The organism is Novosphingobium sp. (assembly GCF_027486195.1).
GTDB lineage: Bacteria > Pseudomonadota > Alphaproteobacteria > Sphingomonadales > Sphingomonadaceae > Novosphingobium.
On sequence record NZ_JAIXPP010000113.1, the window covers coordinates 19700 to 32669 of the forward strand.

Here is a 12970-nt window from a genome sequence, read left to right on the forward strand (position 1 = left end):
CTCTAGCTTAGCCGAGCCTGAGTGCAAAGCGAGCCTTGCGGGTAGGCGGGCGTGACCCTAGCTAGAGGGTATGGCTGATCCTTATTCCATTCTTGGCGTGCCGCGCACCGCGAGCGAGAAGGACATCAAGTCCGCCTATCGCACGCTGGCAAAGGAACTGCACCCCGATCGCAATGCAGGAAAGCCGAACGCGGCGGAGCGCTTCGCCGAAGTGACGCAGGCGTACGACCTGCTTTCCGACAAGGACAAACGTGCCCGGTTCGATCGGGGGGAGATCGATGCGGACGGAAATCCGGCTGGTCCCTTCGGCTTCGGTGGCGGCGCGGGCGGCGGTTTTGCCGGGGCACAGCGCGGCTATCGCCATGATGGCTTCGAAGGGTTTGGCGGTGGCGGCAGCAGCAGCGAAGGCATCGATCTTGGCGACATCTTCGAAGGCCTGTTCGGTGGGCGCGGCGGGATGGGCGCTGGCCCCGGCGCAGGCGCGCGGCGCCGCCCGGCTCCGCGCGGCGCGAACGTCACCTATGCACTCAAGGTTCCTTTCAATGAGGCAGCCCGCCGTGAACCGCAGCGGGTTACTCTGGCCGATGGCAAAACCATCGACCTCAAGCTGCCACCCGGCCTGATCGATGGGCAGCAGGTCCGCCTCGGCGGCAAGGGCGAACAGGGACCCGGCGGGTTCGGCGATGCCATCGTGACGATCGAAATCCAGCCCAGCCCCCATTTCGAGCGAGATGGCGACAATATCCTGCTCGAAGTGCCGATCAGTCTCGATGAGGCGATCGAGGGCGCGAAGGTGCGTATCCCGACGGTTGAAGGACCGGTGATGATGACCGTCGCGCCGGGCAGCACCAGCGGCAAGACGCTCCGGCTCAAGGGCCGCGGCTTCACGCGCAAGAACGGCGAGCGCGGGGACCAGTTGGTAACGCTACTGATCGACATCCCGGCCGACGATCCCGACCTCAAGGCCCGCCTGGAGGGATGGCGCGACAGCCGCGACTTGCGCGCCAGGTTTGCAGTCTAGCACAATGGATGGCGACGCCGTGGTGCGGCCGCCCCCCGGCACCGCCGCGACAAGCCGGCCGGTGGCAGACCTCTCGCCCGAAGCGAGGCGGCGTGCGGCGCTGGCGCAGATTCCCGACCTCGCCGACAGGCGCGGCCCTCGCTCGCTTCGTGTCCGCTCGCTCGAAGTGCTCCGCAGAATGTGGAAAGGGGTGATTTACGACGGCACGATCCATGCTGGCAACTTCGCCTACATGGTGCTCATCGCCCTGTTTCCATTCTTCATCACCGGCGCTGCGATGTTCTCGCTGGTGGGCGAGGCAAACGACCGGACCGCGGCGGTTAACACCGTTTTGATGGCCATGCCGCCAGTGGTTGCAAACGTGCTCTCGCCTGTCGCCCATGCCGTGATCGAGGCGCGGACCGGTGGCTTGCTGTGGATCGGCGGCCTTGTCGGCCTATGGACGGTTGGCAGTCTGGTCGAGACGATCCGGGATATCCTGCGACGAGCCTACGGTACCGGTCTGGTCCATGCGTTCTGGCGCTACCGGCTGATGTCGACCGGGCTGATCATCGCGTCGGTCGTGCTGATTCTCGTTTCGATCGCCGCGCAGGTGCTGATCGGCACCGTGATGGAGACGGTGACGACCTTTCTGCCCAGAGCGACAAACCTGGTCGACACGCTGGCGTTATACCGCGTGATCCCCGCACTTGTGCTGTTCGGTTCGCTATGGCTGCTCTTCATCTCGTTGACCCCGGGAGCCTACAGCGCCCGGATCTATCCAAAGTGGCCAGGTGCGGTCTTCGTCACGCTGTGGTGGCTGGCCGTCACCACGATCTTGCCCAAGCTGCTGCGGCACATGTTCGTCTACGATCTGACCTACGGAAGCCTTGCCGGGGTGATGATCACGCTTTTCTTTTTTTGGCTGATTGGCCTAGGGATGGTCATAGGAGCCGAACTCAACGCTGCTCTGGCCGAAGCGCCGGAAGAGCGGGACCTGGTTGGGCAGTCCGACAACCGGGCTCGCGCCGCGAAAGCAGGTGCGACCTTCCAGACGCAACAGGATGAGTGAAGCAAGAGGTCGCATGACAGGACTTATGAAGGGAAAGCGCGGCCTGATCATGGGCCTCGCCAATGACAAGTCGCTCGCATGGGGGATTGCCCGCAAGTTGCACGAGCAAGGCGCCGAGCTCGCTTTTTCCTATCAGGGGGAAGCGCTCGAAAAGCGGGTGCGTCCGCTGGCCGCCAGCCTTGGCAGCGATTTCCTGCTCGAATGCGATGTTTCCGACATGGCCGCGCTTGATACTGCTTTCGACACGCTGGCCGCGCGTTGGCCCAAGATCGACTTCCTCGTCCACGCGATCGGCTTTTCGGACAAGACCGAGCTGCGGGGCAAGTTCATGGACACCTCGCTCGACAACTTCCTGACGACCATGAACATCTCGGTCTACAGCATGGTCGCCGTGACCCGGCGCGCGGCTGCGATGATGCCGCAAGTGGAAGACGAGAACGGTGTGGCGAGCGGTGGGGGCTCCATCCTGACGCTGACCTATTACGGCGCCGAAAAGGTTGTTCCGCACTACAATGTCATGGGCGTCGCCAAGGCCGCGCTTGAGGCAAGCGTGCGCTACCTCGCCAACGACTGCGGCCCGCAGGGCATCCGCGTCAACGCGCTGTCTGCCGGTCCGATCAAGACGCTCGCGGCAAGCGGAATCGGCGATTTCCGCTATATTCTGAAGTGGAACGAGCTCAATTCACCGCTGCGGCGCAATGTCACGATCGACGATGTTGGCGGAGCCGGCCTATACCTGCTGTCCGACCTCTCCTCAGGCGTGACGGGCGAAGTGCATCATGTTGATTCGGGTTATCACACCGTCGGCATGAAGCAGGAAGACGCACCGGATATCGCGCTGGGCTGACGGAAGCCCACAGATCGTCAGGGCTGGGGCGGAGTGGTCAAAGGCGCGGCAGACGAAGGCGCCGCCGGCGCGGCTGGCATCGTCTCACCGTCGCGCTCGCGCTTGAGTTTTGCCTCGTACTCCTTCTCGAGCACTTCGACCCGCGCTTGCTCTGCCGCAGTGTCGGCATCGATCGTTTTGAGCCGCTTTGCGCGCTCCTCTTCGATGAGCTTGCCGAACTGAACATCGCTGCTCTGCTTCTTTTCGGCGTAGGCGCTGTTGATGAGCTGCGACATGCAGCCAGTGGCGCCGCCTGCGCCGACCGGCGAACAGGAATTGGTACCGAAGGCTCCCACGGTCTCGTAAGCCTTCACGCGCTGGGTCCAGCCCTGATTGACCGAATCATTGGGATTGTCGCGCAGCGGCTTGGGAATGCGGAACCGCTCGGATTCGTCCTTGCGGGCACAGACCGTGATCGAGCCATCGGACGAAGCCGGGCAGGGATCGTCCCCATAGACGATCAGCTGGTTGATCTTCTCGGTCGGATTGTCCCGCGTCTGCGCGGCAACGGGCAACGGCGCTCCAAGCAGCGCGACGAAAACCAATGCAGGGGCAAGGGCGGCGGCAGAACGGCGCTTCATTGCAGGTAAGCTCCAGCTTGGGGGGTCATGCCGGTCGATATAGGGCCTCTACCGCGTGAACGATAGCTGAAGTCCATGCCTTGCGGTGGATCAAGCCTTGCGCGGTCAGATACGTTTCGAGACGGCGATGGCCACGCGGCAGCCCATGCGGATTGCATTGAACAGCAGCGGATAGGCCGGCGCCCGCTCTGCGCCGGATGCCAGCGCCGTATCGCGATGCTCGCGCTCGTCATCACGAAACTCGCGGATCATCCCGGAAAGCTCCGGATCATCTTCACCGAGTTGTTCAAGCTGCTCGGTGTAATGACGGTCGATCTCTGTTTCGATCGCGGCGGTGCAGGCCATCGCCGCTTCGGGGCCAATCAGCGCGGTGGCGGCGCCAAGCGCAAAGCCGGCAGCGGACCAGAGCGGTTGCAACGCTGTGGGGCGCACGCCGCGCTTGATCAGCAGGGCATCGAAGCGTTCGCGGTGCACAGCTTCCTGCTGCGCCATCGCCGCGATCTCACCCGAGATCGACGTGCGGTCTCCCATCACCGCCAGTTGCCCGGCGTAGATGCGGATCGCGCCGAATTCACCGGCCTGGTTGACCCGCAGCATCACTTCGCGTGTTTCAGTCATCGTGAAAGTCCCTTGCTGCGGCGGCCGATAAGCACGAGGATCAGCGCGGCGCTGGCGACCGAAATCAGGAAATTGAAGCCCGCAAGGCTAATGCCGAACATGGTCCAGGCTGGCGTATCGCACCGGATCAGCGGAGCATTCATGATGGACGCAAGCGGATCGTTGCCGAGGCTGGTCGACGAGCAAGCCGTCGGCCCCTGCCACCAGCCGTATTCCACACCCGCGTGAAAGGCGCCGATCGCCCCGCTGATTCCGATCGCCAGGGCGGCCAGCGCAACCAGCGCTCTGCCGAGGCGCGTTCCCCGGGTGGCAAGCCCGCCCAGCGCGAAGGCAATCGCGGCAAAATGGGGATAGCGCTGCCACCAGCACATTTCGCATGGAGCGAGGCCGAAGGCGTATTGCGCGACATACACAGCCGTGATCAGCGCTGCCGGCACCGCCAGTGCGAGCAGATCGGCGCCCTGCGCAGCGCTTTTGGCAGACGTCACCACGGGATCACCGCTTGCGCGCAGCCAGCGTCTGCGGGGCAGTCCGCCCCAGCGTCTGCAGCGCATAGTAGAGCTGGAAGTCGTCTATGCCCTTGGCCTTGAGTTCTTCGGGCGTCATCTTGAAGCGCGGATCCTGAACCTTGTCGCGCTCGAGGTCCTTGTCATCCTTGATCTCGTTGATCAGGTGCCCGCGCAGATCGCTCTCGCGGTAGAAGCGGAGCGCGCGCTTGCGCAGATCGGGGTCGGAAATCTGCGGCACTGCGATATCGGGATCAATGCCGCCTTCCTGGACCGAGCGGCCAGACGGCGTGTAGTATCGCGCGGTGGTCAGCTTCAGTGCGGTATCGCGCGTGAGCGGCATCAGCGTCTGCACGCTGCCCTTGCCGAAACTGCGCTGACCCATGAGGACGGCGCGATGCTGATCCTGCAAGGCACCAGCGACGATTTCAGACGCCGAGGCAGAACCTTCATTGATCAGCACGACCATCGGAATGCCCTTGGCAATATCGCCCGGGGTCATTGATTCGGCATTGTAGGTCTCGTTGTCGCGCGCATAGCGGCCGCGCTGCGAAACGATCACGCCGCGATCCAGGAACAGGTCGGAAAGCGCGACCGCCTGATCGAGCAGCCCACCCGGATTGCCACGCAGATCCAGCACCAGCCCGGTCACTCGTCCGTTGGTCTTGGCCTTGATCTGCTTGTACGCATCGAGCACTTCGCCGCCGACATTGGCACTGAAGCTTGATACCGAGATCACGCCGACATTACCCTCGACCTTGAAGTCGACCGGCTTCAGTTCGATGATCTGGCGCGTGATCTTGACCTCGATCGGCTCGTCACGACCAGTGCGGAACAAGGTCAGACTGATCGAGGTACCCGGAGGCCCCCGCATCTGGTCGACCGCTTCGTCGAGCGTACCGCCGTAGATCAGTTTCCCGTTGATGTGGGTGATGTAGTCGCCCGCCTTGACGCCAGCGGCATCGGCCGGGCTGCCCTTGGTGGGCGCGATCACCTTGACCGCGCCATCATCCATCGTGACCGAAAGCCCGAGGCCTCCGTAGGAGCCATCGGTCTGCGTGCGCAGGTTCTCGAAATCGCGCGCATCGAGGTAGGAACTGTGCGGATCGAGCGCCGCAAGCATCCCGTTGATCGCGCCCTTGATCAGCTTGTCGTCATCTACAGGCTCGACGTAACTCGTCTTGATCCGCTCGTAGACCGCCATGAGCTTGCTGAACTCCGGCCCGGAGCGCGCGTCGACAGCGGCAAGCCCGGCAGTGGTCGCCGGAATGAGCGCGACGGCGCTGACAAGCGCAGCGGCACGCAGCAAGGGAACAAACTTGAACGCCATGATCGTCTTTCGGCAAAGAGTGCAGAGCCTTGGCCTGCTTCTATAGAGCCATGACGATTAACGCCAGATGGGCCGGCGCCATGCAGAAAGGGCAATCAGCGCTCGATCAGGGCTAGCGGATTGACCGGCGTTCCATCCTTGCGCAGTTCGATCGTCACTGTCGGCCGACCGGGCCCCGCGAGGCCTAGCGGCGATCCCTGCAGCACTTTGGCCGCAACGGCGACGTCCAGCCGCCCGAGGTTGGTGATGAGCGAAGTCCAGCCGCCCTCATGGTCTATGATGACGATCCGTCCGAAGCCTCGGTAGTCGCCTGCAAAGGCCACCCGGCCAGCCGCAGGGGCGACGACCTGCGCACCCGCCGCAGGGGCAAGAGTCACGCCGATCGAACGCGTCGCGCCAGCAGCGTCGCCAAAGCCGCTGACGATCCGGCCACTCACGGGCATGATCCAGGCAAGGCCACCGGCCACTGTGCGGGCAGGCGCGTGTTCGTCGACAACGAGCATCGAGCCGGGGCGGTCGGGGCGGGGAACCGGGCCGGGCAGGGCGGCAAGTTCATTGCGCAAGGTGCCGTCGGCGCGCAGGCGGTCCATCAGTGCCGCGATATCGCGCGTGTCTTCGGCAAGCGCCAACGCGCGATCTGCCTCGCGGCTAGCGATGCCTTGAGCGCTGCGTGAGGCGATGCGCTGTCGGCTCTCAACCGCGACGAGCTGCTGGCGTCTTGCGGTCAGCACTTCCTCGCTAGCCGTGAGGTTCGCGGCAGCCCGCCGCGCACGGTCCTGCAACTGGCGGCCGCGCACGATCTCTGAGCGCAGACCCGCCGTTCGGCGCTGGACCTCCGGTAGCATCGTTTCAAGGACGGCGCGGAGATAGACCGTCTCGCGCAAGGTATCTGCGCGCATCAGACTGAACACGAGCGGCCTGCGCGACATGAGTTGCAAGGCAGCGGTCAGCCGCACGACTGGTTCCTGCCGGGCAGCAATGCGCAGCCGCAAAGCCGCGCGCTGCCGGTCGATCTCGCGGACACTGGCCTTTGCAAGCGCAATCTCTGCTTCGGATTGCTGGATTCGGGCGGCAACCGCCGCAGCCTCGCTGGCCGTGCGATCGGCAGCAGCAATTGCGCGCCGGGCGGCTTCCTCGAGCATATCCCCGCGCTGACGGGCCTCGGCCAAGGCGCGGCTGGCGGCACGCAGCGCGTCGCCAGCCTGATCGGCGCTTTCATAGGGCGCATCCTGCGCAGCACTTTGCCATGCCGCGAAGCTGGCGAGCGCCAGAGTCATGGCGATGAAGGCCGCGCGTGACGTCATGGCCTCAGCCATCGCGATGGTAGGGATGGCCGGAGAGAATACTCGTGGCCCGCCAAAGCTGCTCGGCGAGCATGGCCCGGGCAAGCATGTGCGGCCACGTGGCGGCGCCAAACGCGAGCAAGAGGTCCGCTCCGACCCTGAGCGCTGCATCGTGCCCATCCGCCGCGCCAATCAGGAAGCGCGCTTCGCGAACACCATCATCGCGCCAGCGGCCCAGTATCGCGGCAAACGCTGTCGATGCGAGCTGCTGGCCGCGCTCGTCGAGCGCCACGGTTCGGATCGGCGTGGCGGCAGGAACGGGCAGCACACCACCGCGATCAGGCAGCTCGGTAACCTTGAAACCCCAGGGTATCCGGCGGGCGTAGCGATCAACCAGCTCAGCCTCGGGCGAGCGACCAATCTTTCCGCGGGCAATCACGTGGAGCAGCATGATCTTGCCCTAGCGCAGATTGACGGCGCAATGAATCCCCGCGCTGCCGCACCTGTGGAGTGCAGCCCCAGATGTCAGGCCGCGCCCTGATCTCCGAAGGCCCACATCCGCTCAAGGTTGTAGAAGCTGCGTACCTCGGGCCGGAACAAGTGGACGACGATATCGCCAGCGTCGATCAAGACCCAGTCAGCGGCTGGAAGGCCTTCGATCCGGACATGGCCGAAGCCGCCCTGCTTGATCCGCTCCGCCAGCTTCTGCGCCATGGCAGCGACCTGACGAGTCGAGCGGCCCGAGGCGATCACCATGTAATCAGCGACCGAGCTTTTGCCTTCGAGCGGGATCGAGACGATTTCCTGCGCCTGGTCGTCATCGAGCGAACGCAAGACCAGTTCGAGGATCGTGCCCGGCGCAGCGGCCAGGGATCCTGAGGCAGAACTGGAGGCGATGCCGGCATCGACCGGCAATGGCTGTGGGCTTGTCATGAGTGTGTAGATGGTCTCCATGGCTGACAGTTCAATGTTCCTAGGTTGAAGTGGGTTGGCCGAAGCAGCTCGGCCAACAAAGCATTCGAGAGCAGATCGGCGCTCAACGCACCCTCGCCCGGGCGGCTGTCCCAATCGGCCGGTGGGTGAGCATGTCGCGTTGATGCACGAACGGGATGCGGCGATACCAGTCAGGATCTGCTGCACGGAGAGCCGTTGCAGATCGGGCATCGGGGTCAAAGTGCAAGATGACCAGCGCCGGGGCGCTCCGCTTCGCGCCGCTGAAATCCTGGCTGTGCCGCCGGCGCCAGCGGCGCAGCCATGCCATGGCGAGGCTCGTCATAGCGGTGCCATCATACCCCGGACGGGCAATAACAGCAATCGGCATCTCGCGGGCGATCCCGCGCCAACCCCGCCAACGATGAAACTGCGCGAGATTATCGGTTCCCATCAGCCACACAAACTGCCGCTTGGGATAGCGGCGCTTGAGCAAACGAAGCGAATCGATGGTGTAGCGCGTTCCGAGTTCAGCCTCGATCGCCGTTACCCTGATCGGCGCCCCGCGGGCCGCCGCCCGGGCCGACGCGAACCGGGCCGGAAGCGGAGCCATGCCCACAGCAGGTTTAAGGACGTTCCCGGGTGAAACGAGCCACCACACTTCATCCAGCCCCAAGGCTTCGCGTGCGAAGAGGCTGATTCGCCGATGCCCGCCGTGCGCGGGATTGAAACTGCCGCCGAGCAGGCCGGTAAGCACGGGTTTCAGGCGCGGATCTGCCCGGAGCCGAGCACCAGCCACTTGTAGGTGGTCAATCCTTCGAGAGCGACCGGTCCGCGCGCATGCAGGCGCCCGGTGGCGATGCCGATCTCGGCACCCAATCCGAACTCGCCGCCGTCTGCGAACTGGCTCGACGCATTGTGGATCACGATGGCGCTGTCGACCTCCGACAGGAACCTGGCTGCGACATCCTCGTCGTCAGTCACGATGGCGTCCGTATGCCCGGAGGCATGGCGCGCGATATGTGCGAGCGCCCCATCCAGCCCGTCGACCACAGCGACCGAGAGCACCGCATCGAGGTATTCGGTGTCCCAGTCCGCGGCATCCGCAGGCTGGATCCGGGGATCGATCGCGCAAGCCCGCGCGTCACCGCGCAGCTCGCAGCCCGCTTCGAGGAGCGGCGCGACGAGACCGTGCGGATCGGAGAACTGGGCATCGACCAGCAGCGTTTCCATCGCCCCGCAGATGCCGGTGCGGCGCATCTTTGCGTTCAGCGCGATGTCCTTCGCCATGGCGGGATTCGCCGCGCGATCGATGAAGGTGTGATTGATGCCATCGAGATGCGCGAGAACCGGGACGCGCGCATCTGCCTGGACTCTGGCCACAAGGCTCTTGCCGCCACGCGGAACGATCATGTCGATCAAGCCACCTGCAGCAAGCATCGCGCCGACAGCTGCGCGATCCTGGGTCGGCATCAATTGCACAACCTCGGCAGGAACACCGCCTTCAACGAGGCCCTTAACCAGCGCGGTGTGAATCGCACGATTCGACCGCGCCGCCTCACTGCCGCCCCTCAGCAATGCGGCGTTGCCAGACCGCACGCATAGCGCGGCGGCATCGGCTGTCACGTTCGGACGGCTTTCGTAGATGATCCCGATGAGGCCAATAGGCACGCGCACCCGGCGCAGGACAATGCCATTGGGCCGGCGACTTTCATCAATGATCTGACCAACCGGATCATCGAGCGCGGCGACCTGTTCGACGGCAGCCGCAATCCCTTCGATCCGCGCGGGATCAAGCCGCAAACGGTCAACCATCGCGGAGGATAGCCCCGCTGCAACCCCATCGGCAACATCGAGAGCGTTGGCATCCAGAATGGCCTGCTCAGCCTGCCGCAGCGCCGCAGCGCCAAGACGAAGTGCCTGCGCACGCTGCGCCGACGGCATGGTGGCCAGCACGCGCTGCGCCGCACGACCCGCACGGGCCAGCCTTTCGACAAGAGCCGAGGCATCGACCACGTTTCCGCTGCTGGCAGCGTGATCCACGGTGGCTTGGGGGGAAACGAGCGCGTTCATTGCGCGCCCTTATCATCCCGAGGGAGTGCTGTCAGCCGGAATGGCTGAACCAGCCTGGATCTCGCCGAGTCGCTAACCCTTGTGGTTTACCTTCGCGGCTGGATGAGCTGACAGCCGGTTGCATGCTGGCCCATAGGACGCCAACAGCTCGGCTCGTCGACGGACTCGCACGACTCATCCTGCTCGATGCGATGTGGATTCGACCGGGTGGCCGGGGGCGACTAAGCGGCTCGCGCCCAAAAGACGGTCATGCAGAGCGTAGGGACGGGGGTCGCTATCTTACCAGTTACAACTCGGCCCAAGGCGGGACCGCCAGAGGATGGCGGTCGTCCGCCACCCCGCTGGCGAACACTCGTGGAGCGGGTGCGCAGCTGGTTCCCCGACCGCGAATTCTTCATGCGCTCGAACGGACATGTTCGCTTCATCCGCGTTTCGGCGCAGTTGCAGATGCGCGTCGCAGGGGCCGTGGCCGGCGCTGTGCTGTTGTGGGCTCTGATGATGGGCTGGATGGTCATCAGCCAAGCCCTCGCGGTCTATAATCAAGCTTCGCTGCTGGAGCGGGAAGCTGCGGTCGCGACAGCAGAAAGCCGCGTCGCGAAGTATCGATCAGGCCTCGGCTCCGTCGCCAGCGATCTCGCCAAGCGCCAGGACTTCATCGAGAAGAACGTGCAGGGCGCGATCGGTCCGCTGCCGCAAACGCTGCCGTCCGGCACGGTTTCGGACAGCAGCGAGGAAGCCGGCAAGACCGTACGCAAGATCTCGATGATCCTGCCTGAGGCGACCAGGTTGGCCCAGATCGAAGCGCGCCAGCTGGCGTTCATCGAAGCGCTGACGCGATACGCCGACATCCGTTCGGCCCGCGCGGAGACCGCCATGCGCCGTCTTGGCCTGAACCCCAAGGTTGTGGCGGCTTCCGATGGCAGCGCCATGGGTGGTCCGCTGATTCCGATGGCCACCGGCCCTGGAAACAAGCTCGATCCTCGGTTTGCCCGATTTGGCGCGAGCCTCTCCCGCATGAGCGCGATGGAGCAGGCTCTGGTTCGCATTCCCAACACGCTTCCCGCCAGCCTCGACTATATCTCGAGCGGCTTCGGCTACCGCATCGATCCCTTTACCGGAGGCGGCGCATTCCACGCCGGCCTTGATTTCCGCGGCCCCATCGGCGCGCCCATTCTGGCGGCAGCTGCTGGCACGGTCAGCTTCACCGGCGCAAAGCAAGGCTATGGCAATTGCGTGGAAATCAGCCACGGCAACGGCTTGTTGACGCGTTACGCCCATATGTCGCGCATTACGGCCCGCGTTGGTGAAGTGGTCGGCCCGGGCCGCGTTATCGGTGCAATCGGCAGCAGCGGCCGCTCGACCGGACCCCATTTGCATTTTGAAGTGCGGATTGCCGATCGTCCGGTGGACCCGCGACCCTTTCTGGAGGCGATGCCGCATGTTTTCCAAGAAGCCAACACAAGGGCCGGACATGGTCGCCCGGACAGCCGGGCAAGGTAACGCCGTGCCTGCGACTACTTTTTCGGTGCTTGGGGCCGATCTGGCCGTGAAGGGCGACATCACCGCCAGCGCCGAGCTGCATATCGAAGGGCACGTCGAGGGGGACATCACGTGCTCCGGCCTAGTTCAGGGCGAAGCGAGCTCGATCCACGGCGCGATTCGTGCGCAGACTGCGCGACTGGCCGGGACGGTTCGAGGGGGAATCGAGGTGGGCCAGCTTGTGGTGCTCAAGACCGCCCGCATTCACGGCGATGTGAGATATGATGTCCTGACGATCGAGCAGGGTGCCCACATTGATGGCATGCTCAGCCATGGACTTGAGCCCATGGCGAGCGACACGCCGTAGGATCTGGCCAACTAAAAGAAAAACCCCTCCCGGAAGGGGAGGGGTTTGAGTGCTGACGCACCTTCAACGCAACGTCGATTCAGGACCAGAAGTCAGCTGTCCGAGAGCCCCTCGGCGCGGCGCGCTTCGAGCCAGGCAGCCGCTTCGGCTTCCTGCGCGGCCTGCGAGGCCGCCTTAGCCTGAGCCTCACGCTCGGCGCGCAGTTCCTCGATCAAGGCCTCGCGATCATTGCCGAGGCGCAGGTTGTTGGCCGTGTCGTCTTCCTCGATCCCGGCGCGCTTGGCAGCCTTGGCAACCAGCGCGTCAAGCTCACGCTGCGAGCACAGACCCAAAGTTACGGGGTCCTTCGGGTTGATGTTCGAAATGTTCCAGTGGCTGCGGTCGCGGATCGCGGCAATGGTATTGCGCGTCGTACCGATCAGCTTGCCAATCTGCGCATCCGAGATTTCCGGATGGTGGCGCAAGATCCAGGCGATGCCATCGGGCTTGTCCTGCCGCTTCGAGACCGGCGTATAGCGCGGACCCTTGGTGCGGCTGACCGAAATCGGCGCCTTCTGCATGCGCAGCCGGTACTCGGAATTGGACTGCCCGCGCTCGATCTCGCTCTGGGTCAGTTCGCCCGAGTGGACCGGATCACGGCCGGTATACTTGGCACCGGCCAGATCGTCGGCCATCGCCTGCACTTCGAGGATGTGCAGGCCGCAGAACTCGGCAATCTGCTCGAACGTCAGCGCGGTGTTGTCGACAAGCCACGATGCCGTGGCATGGGGCATCAGCGGAAAGGTTGACTGGTTGCTCAAGGGGAGCCCCTCCGGACAGCGGAAACAATAAGGGCCGCCCCTTGC

General features: G+C 64.4%; 15 protein-coding genes. 5 read left to right on the plus strand and 10 right to left on the minus strand.

Annotated elements, in window-relative coordinates; translation table 11 throughout:
* Positions 1 to 70: 70 nt before the first annotated feature.
* The 3 genes from Q0071_RS19355 to fabI are packed head-to-tail and all read left to right on the plus strand — an operon-like array spanning position 71 to position 2919.
* Positions 71 to 1021, plus strand: coding sequence for a DnaJ C-terminal domain-containing protein (locus Q0071_RS19355; protein WP_298173591.1), 951 nt, complete (start codon positions 71 to 73; stop codon positions 1019 to 1021).
* A gap of 4 nt (positions 1022 to 1025) precedes the next feature.
* On the plus strand, positions 1026 to 2072 hold the full coding sequence (locus tag Q0071_RS19360) for a YihY/virulence factor BrkB family protein (protein WP_298173594.1): 1047 nt from the start codon (positions 1026 to 1028) through the stop codon (positions 2070 to 2072).
* A gap of 13 nt (positions 2073 to 2085) precedes the next feature.
* Positions 2086 to 2919 (plus strand): enoyl-ACP reductase FabI, encoded by an 834-nt coding sequence (fabI, locus tag Q0071_RS19365; RefSeq protein WP_298173597.1) that lies wholly within the window; start codon positions 2086 to 2088, stop codon positions 2917 to 2919.
* A gap of 17 nt (positions 2920 to 2936) precedes the next feature.
* On the opposite strand, the gene Q0071_RS19370 is transcribed toward fabI, so the two are convergent.
* From Q0071_RS19370 to Q0071_RS19410, 9 genes are all read right to left on the minus strand, one after another.
* Positions 2937 to 3539 carry a hypothetical protein gene (locus Q0071_RS19370; protein ID WP_298173600.1) on the minus strand — a complete coding sequence of 201 codons (603 nt, stop codon included), beginning with the start codon at positions 3537 to 3539 and terminating at the stop codon, positions 2937 to 2939.
* Positions 3540 to 3644: 105 nt separating this feature from the next.
* Positions 3645 to 4157, minus strand: a complete 513-nt coding sequence (locus Q0071_RS19375) for a demethoxyubiquinone hydroxylase family protein (protein ID WP_298173603.1) — start codon at positions 4155 to 4157, stop codon at positions 3645 to 3647.
* On the minus strand, positions 4154 to 4648 hold the full coding sequence (locus Q0071_RS19380) for a disulfide bond formation protein B (RefSeq protein WP_298173606.1): 495 nt from the start codon (positions 4646 to 4648) through the stop codon (positions 4154 to 4156). Before Q0071_RS19380 ends, Q0071_RS19375 begins: the two co-directional genes overlap by 4 nt.
* Before the next feature lie 4 nt (positions 4649 to 4652).
* A complete protein-coding gene (locus tag Q0071_RS19385; protein WP_298173609.1) occupies positions 4653 to 5993 on the minus strand; it encodes a S41 family peptidase in 1341 nt (446 codons plus the stop codon).
* Positions 5994 to 6088: 95 nt separating this feature from the next.
* Positions 6089 to 7297: a peptidoglycan DD-metalloendopeptidase family protein gene (locus Q0071_RS19390; RefSeq protein ID WP_298173611.1), complete on the minus strand. Its 1209-nt coding sequence runs from the start codon at positions 7295 to 7297 to the stop codon at positions 6089 to 6091.
* 4 nt (positions 7298 to 7301) lie between these two features.
* Complete coding sequence (locus tag Q0071_RS19395; protein WP_298173613.1) at positions 7302 to 7727, minus strand: 23S rRNA (pseudouridine(1915)-N(3))-methyltransferase RlmH; 426 nt, start codon at positions 7725 to 7727, stop codon at positions 7302 to 7304.
* A gap of 74 nt (positions 7728 to 7801) precedes the next feature.
* Positions 7802 to 8209: a ribosome silencing factor gene (gene rsfS / locus Q0071_RS19400; protein ID WP_298173629.1), complete on the minus strand. Its 408-nt coding sequence runs from the start codon at positions 8207 to 8209 to the stop codon at positions 7802 to 7804.
* A 103-nt stretch (positions 8210 to 8312) separates the two neighbouring features.
* Positions 8313 to 8972 (minus strand): nicotinate-nucleotide adenylyltransferase, encoded by a 660-nt coding sequence (locus Q0071_RS19405; protein ID WP_298173632.1) that lies wholly within the window; start codon positions 8970 to 8972, stop codon positions 8313 to 8315.
* Positions 8969 to 10279, minus strand: a complete 1311-nt coding sequence (locus tag Q0071_RS19410) for a glutamate-5-semialdehyde dehydrogenase (RefSeq protein ID WP_298173616.1) — start codon at positions 10277 to 10279, stop codon at positions 8969 to 8971. Before Q0071_RS19410 ends, Q0071_RS19405 begins: the two co-directional genes overlap by 4 nt.
* Positions 10280 to 10633: 354 nt before the next feature.
* Between Q0071_RS19410 and Q0071_RS19415 the strand changes: the two genes are divergently transcribed.
* Together Q0071_RS19415 and Q0071_RS19420 are read left to right on the plus strand one after the other, a co-directional pair.
* Entirely contained in the window at positions 10634 to 11779 is a 1146-nt protein-coding gene (locus Q0071_RS19415) for a peptidoglycan DD-metalloendopeptidase family protein (RefSeq protein WP_366886815.1), read from the plus strand.
* 4 nt (positions 11780 to 11783) lie between these two features.
* Complete coding sequence (locus Q0071_RS19420; RefSeq protein WP_298173620.1) at positions 11784 to 12125, plus strand: polymer-forming cytoskeletal protein; 342 nt, start codon at positions 11784 to 11786, stop codon at positions 12123 to 12125.
* Positions 12126 to 12217: 92 nt separating this feature from the next.
* On the opposite strand, the gene Q0071_RS19425 is transcribed toward Q0071_RS19420, so the two are convergent.
* Positions 12218 to 12925 carry a DUF1013 domain-containing protein gene (locus Q0071_RS19425; RefSeq protein WP_298173623.1) on the minus strand — a complete coding sequence of 236 codons (708 nt, stop codon included), beginning with the start codon at positions 12923 to 12925 and terminating at the stop codon, positions 12218 to 12220.
* Positions 12926 to 12970: the final 45 nt, after the last annotated feature.

Excerpts from the sequence above, each read along its gene's own strand:
- fabI (WP_298173597.1), top strand. The coding sequence starts at position 2,086 with ATGACAGGACTTATGAAGGGAAAGCGCGGCCTGATCATGGGCCTCGCC.
- Q0071_RS19360 (WP_298173594.1), top strand. The coding sequence starts at position 1,026 with ATGGATGGCGACGCCGTGGTGCGGCCGCCCCCCGGCACCGCCGCGACA.
- Q0071_RS19385 (WP_298173609.1), bottom strand. The coding sequence starts at position 5,993 with ATGGCGTTCAAGTTTGTTCCCTTGCTGCGTGCCGCTGCGCTTGTCAGC.
- Q0071_RS19395 (WP_298173613.1), bottom strand. The coding sequence starts at position 7,727 with ATGCTGCTCCACGTGATTGCCCGCGGAAAGATTGGTCGCTCGCCCGAG.
- rsfS (WP_298173629.1), bottom strand. The coding sequence starts at position 8,209 with ATGACAAGCCCACAGCCATTGCCGGTCGATGCCGGCATCGCCTCCAGT.
- Q0071_RS19375 (WP_298173603.1), bottom strand. The coding sequence starts at position 4,157 with ATGACTGAAACACGCGAAGTGATGCTGCGGGTCAACCAGGCCGGTGAA.
- Q0071_RS19370 (WP_298173600.1), bottom strand. The coding sequence starts at position 3,539 with ATGAAGCGCCGTTCTGCCGCCGCCCTTGCCCCTGCATTGGTTTTCGTC.
- Q0071_RS19410 (WP_298173616.1), bottom strand. The coding sequence starts at position 10,279 with ATGAACGCGCTCGTTTCCCCCCAAGCCACCGTGGATCACGCTGCCAGC.
- Q0071_RS19390 (WP_298173611.1), bottom strand. The coding sequence starts at position 7,297 with ATGACGTCACGCGCGGCCTTCATCGCCATGACTCTGGCGCTCGCCAGC.
- Q0071_RS19355 (WP_298173591.1), top strand. The coding sequence starts at position 71 with ATGGCTGATCCTTATTCCATTCTTGGCGTGCCGCGCACCGCGAGCGAG.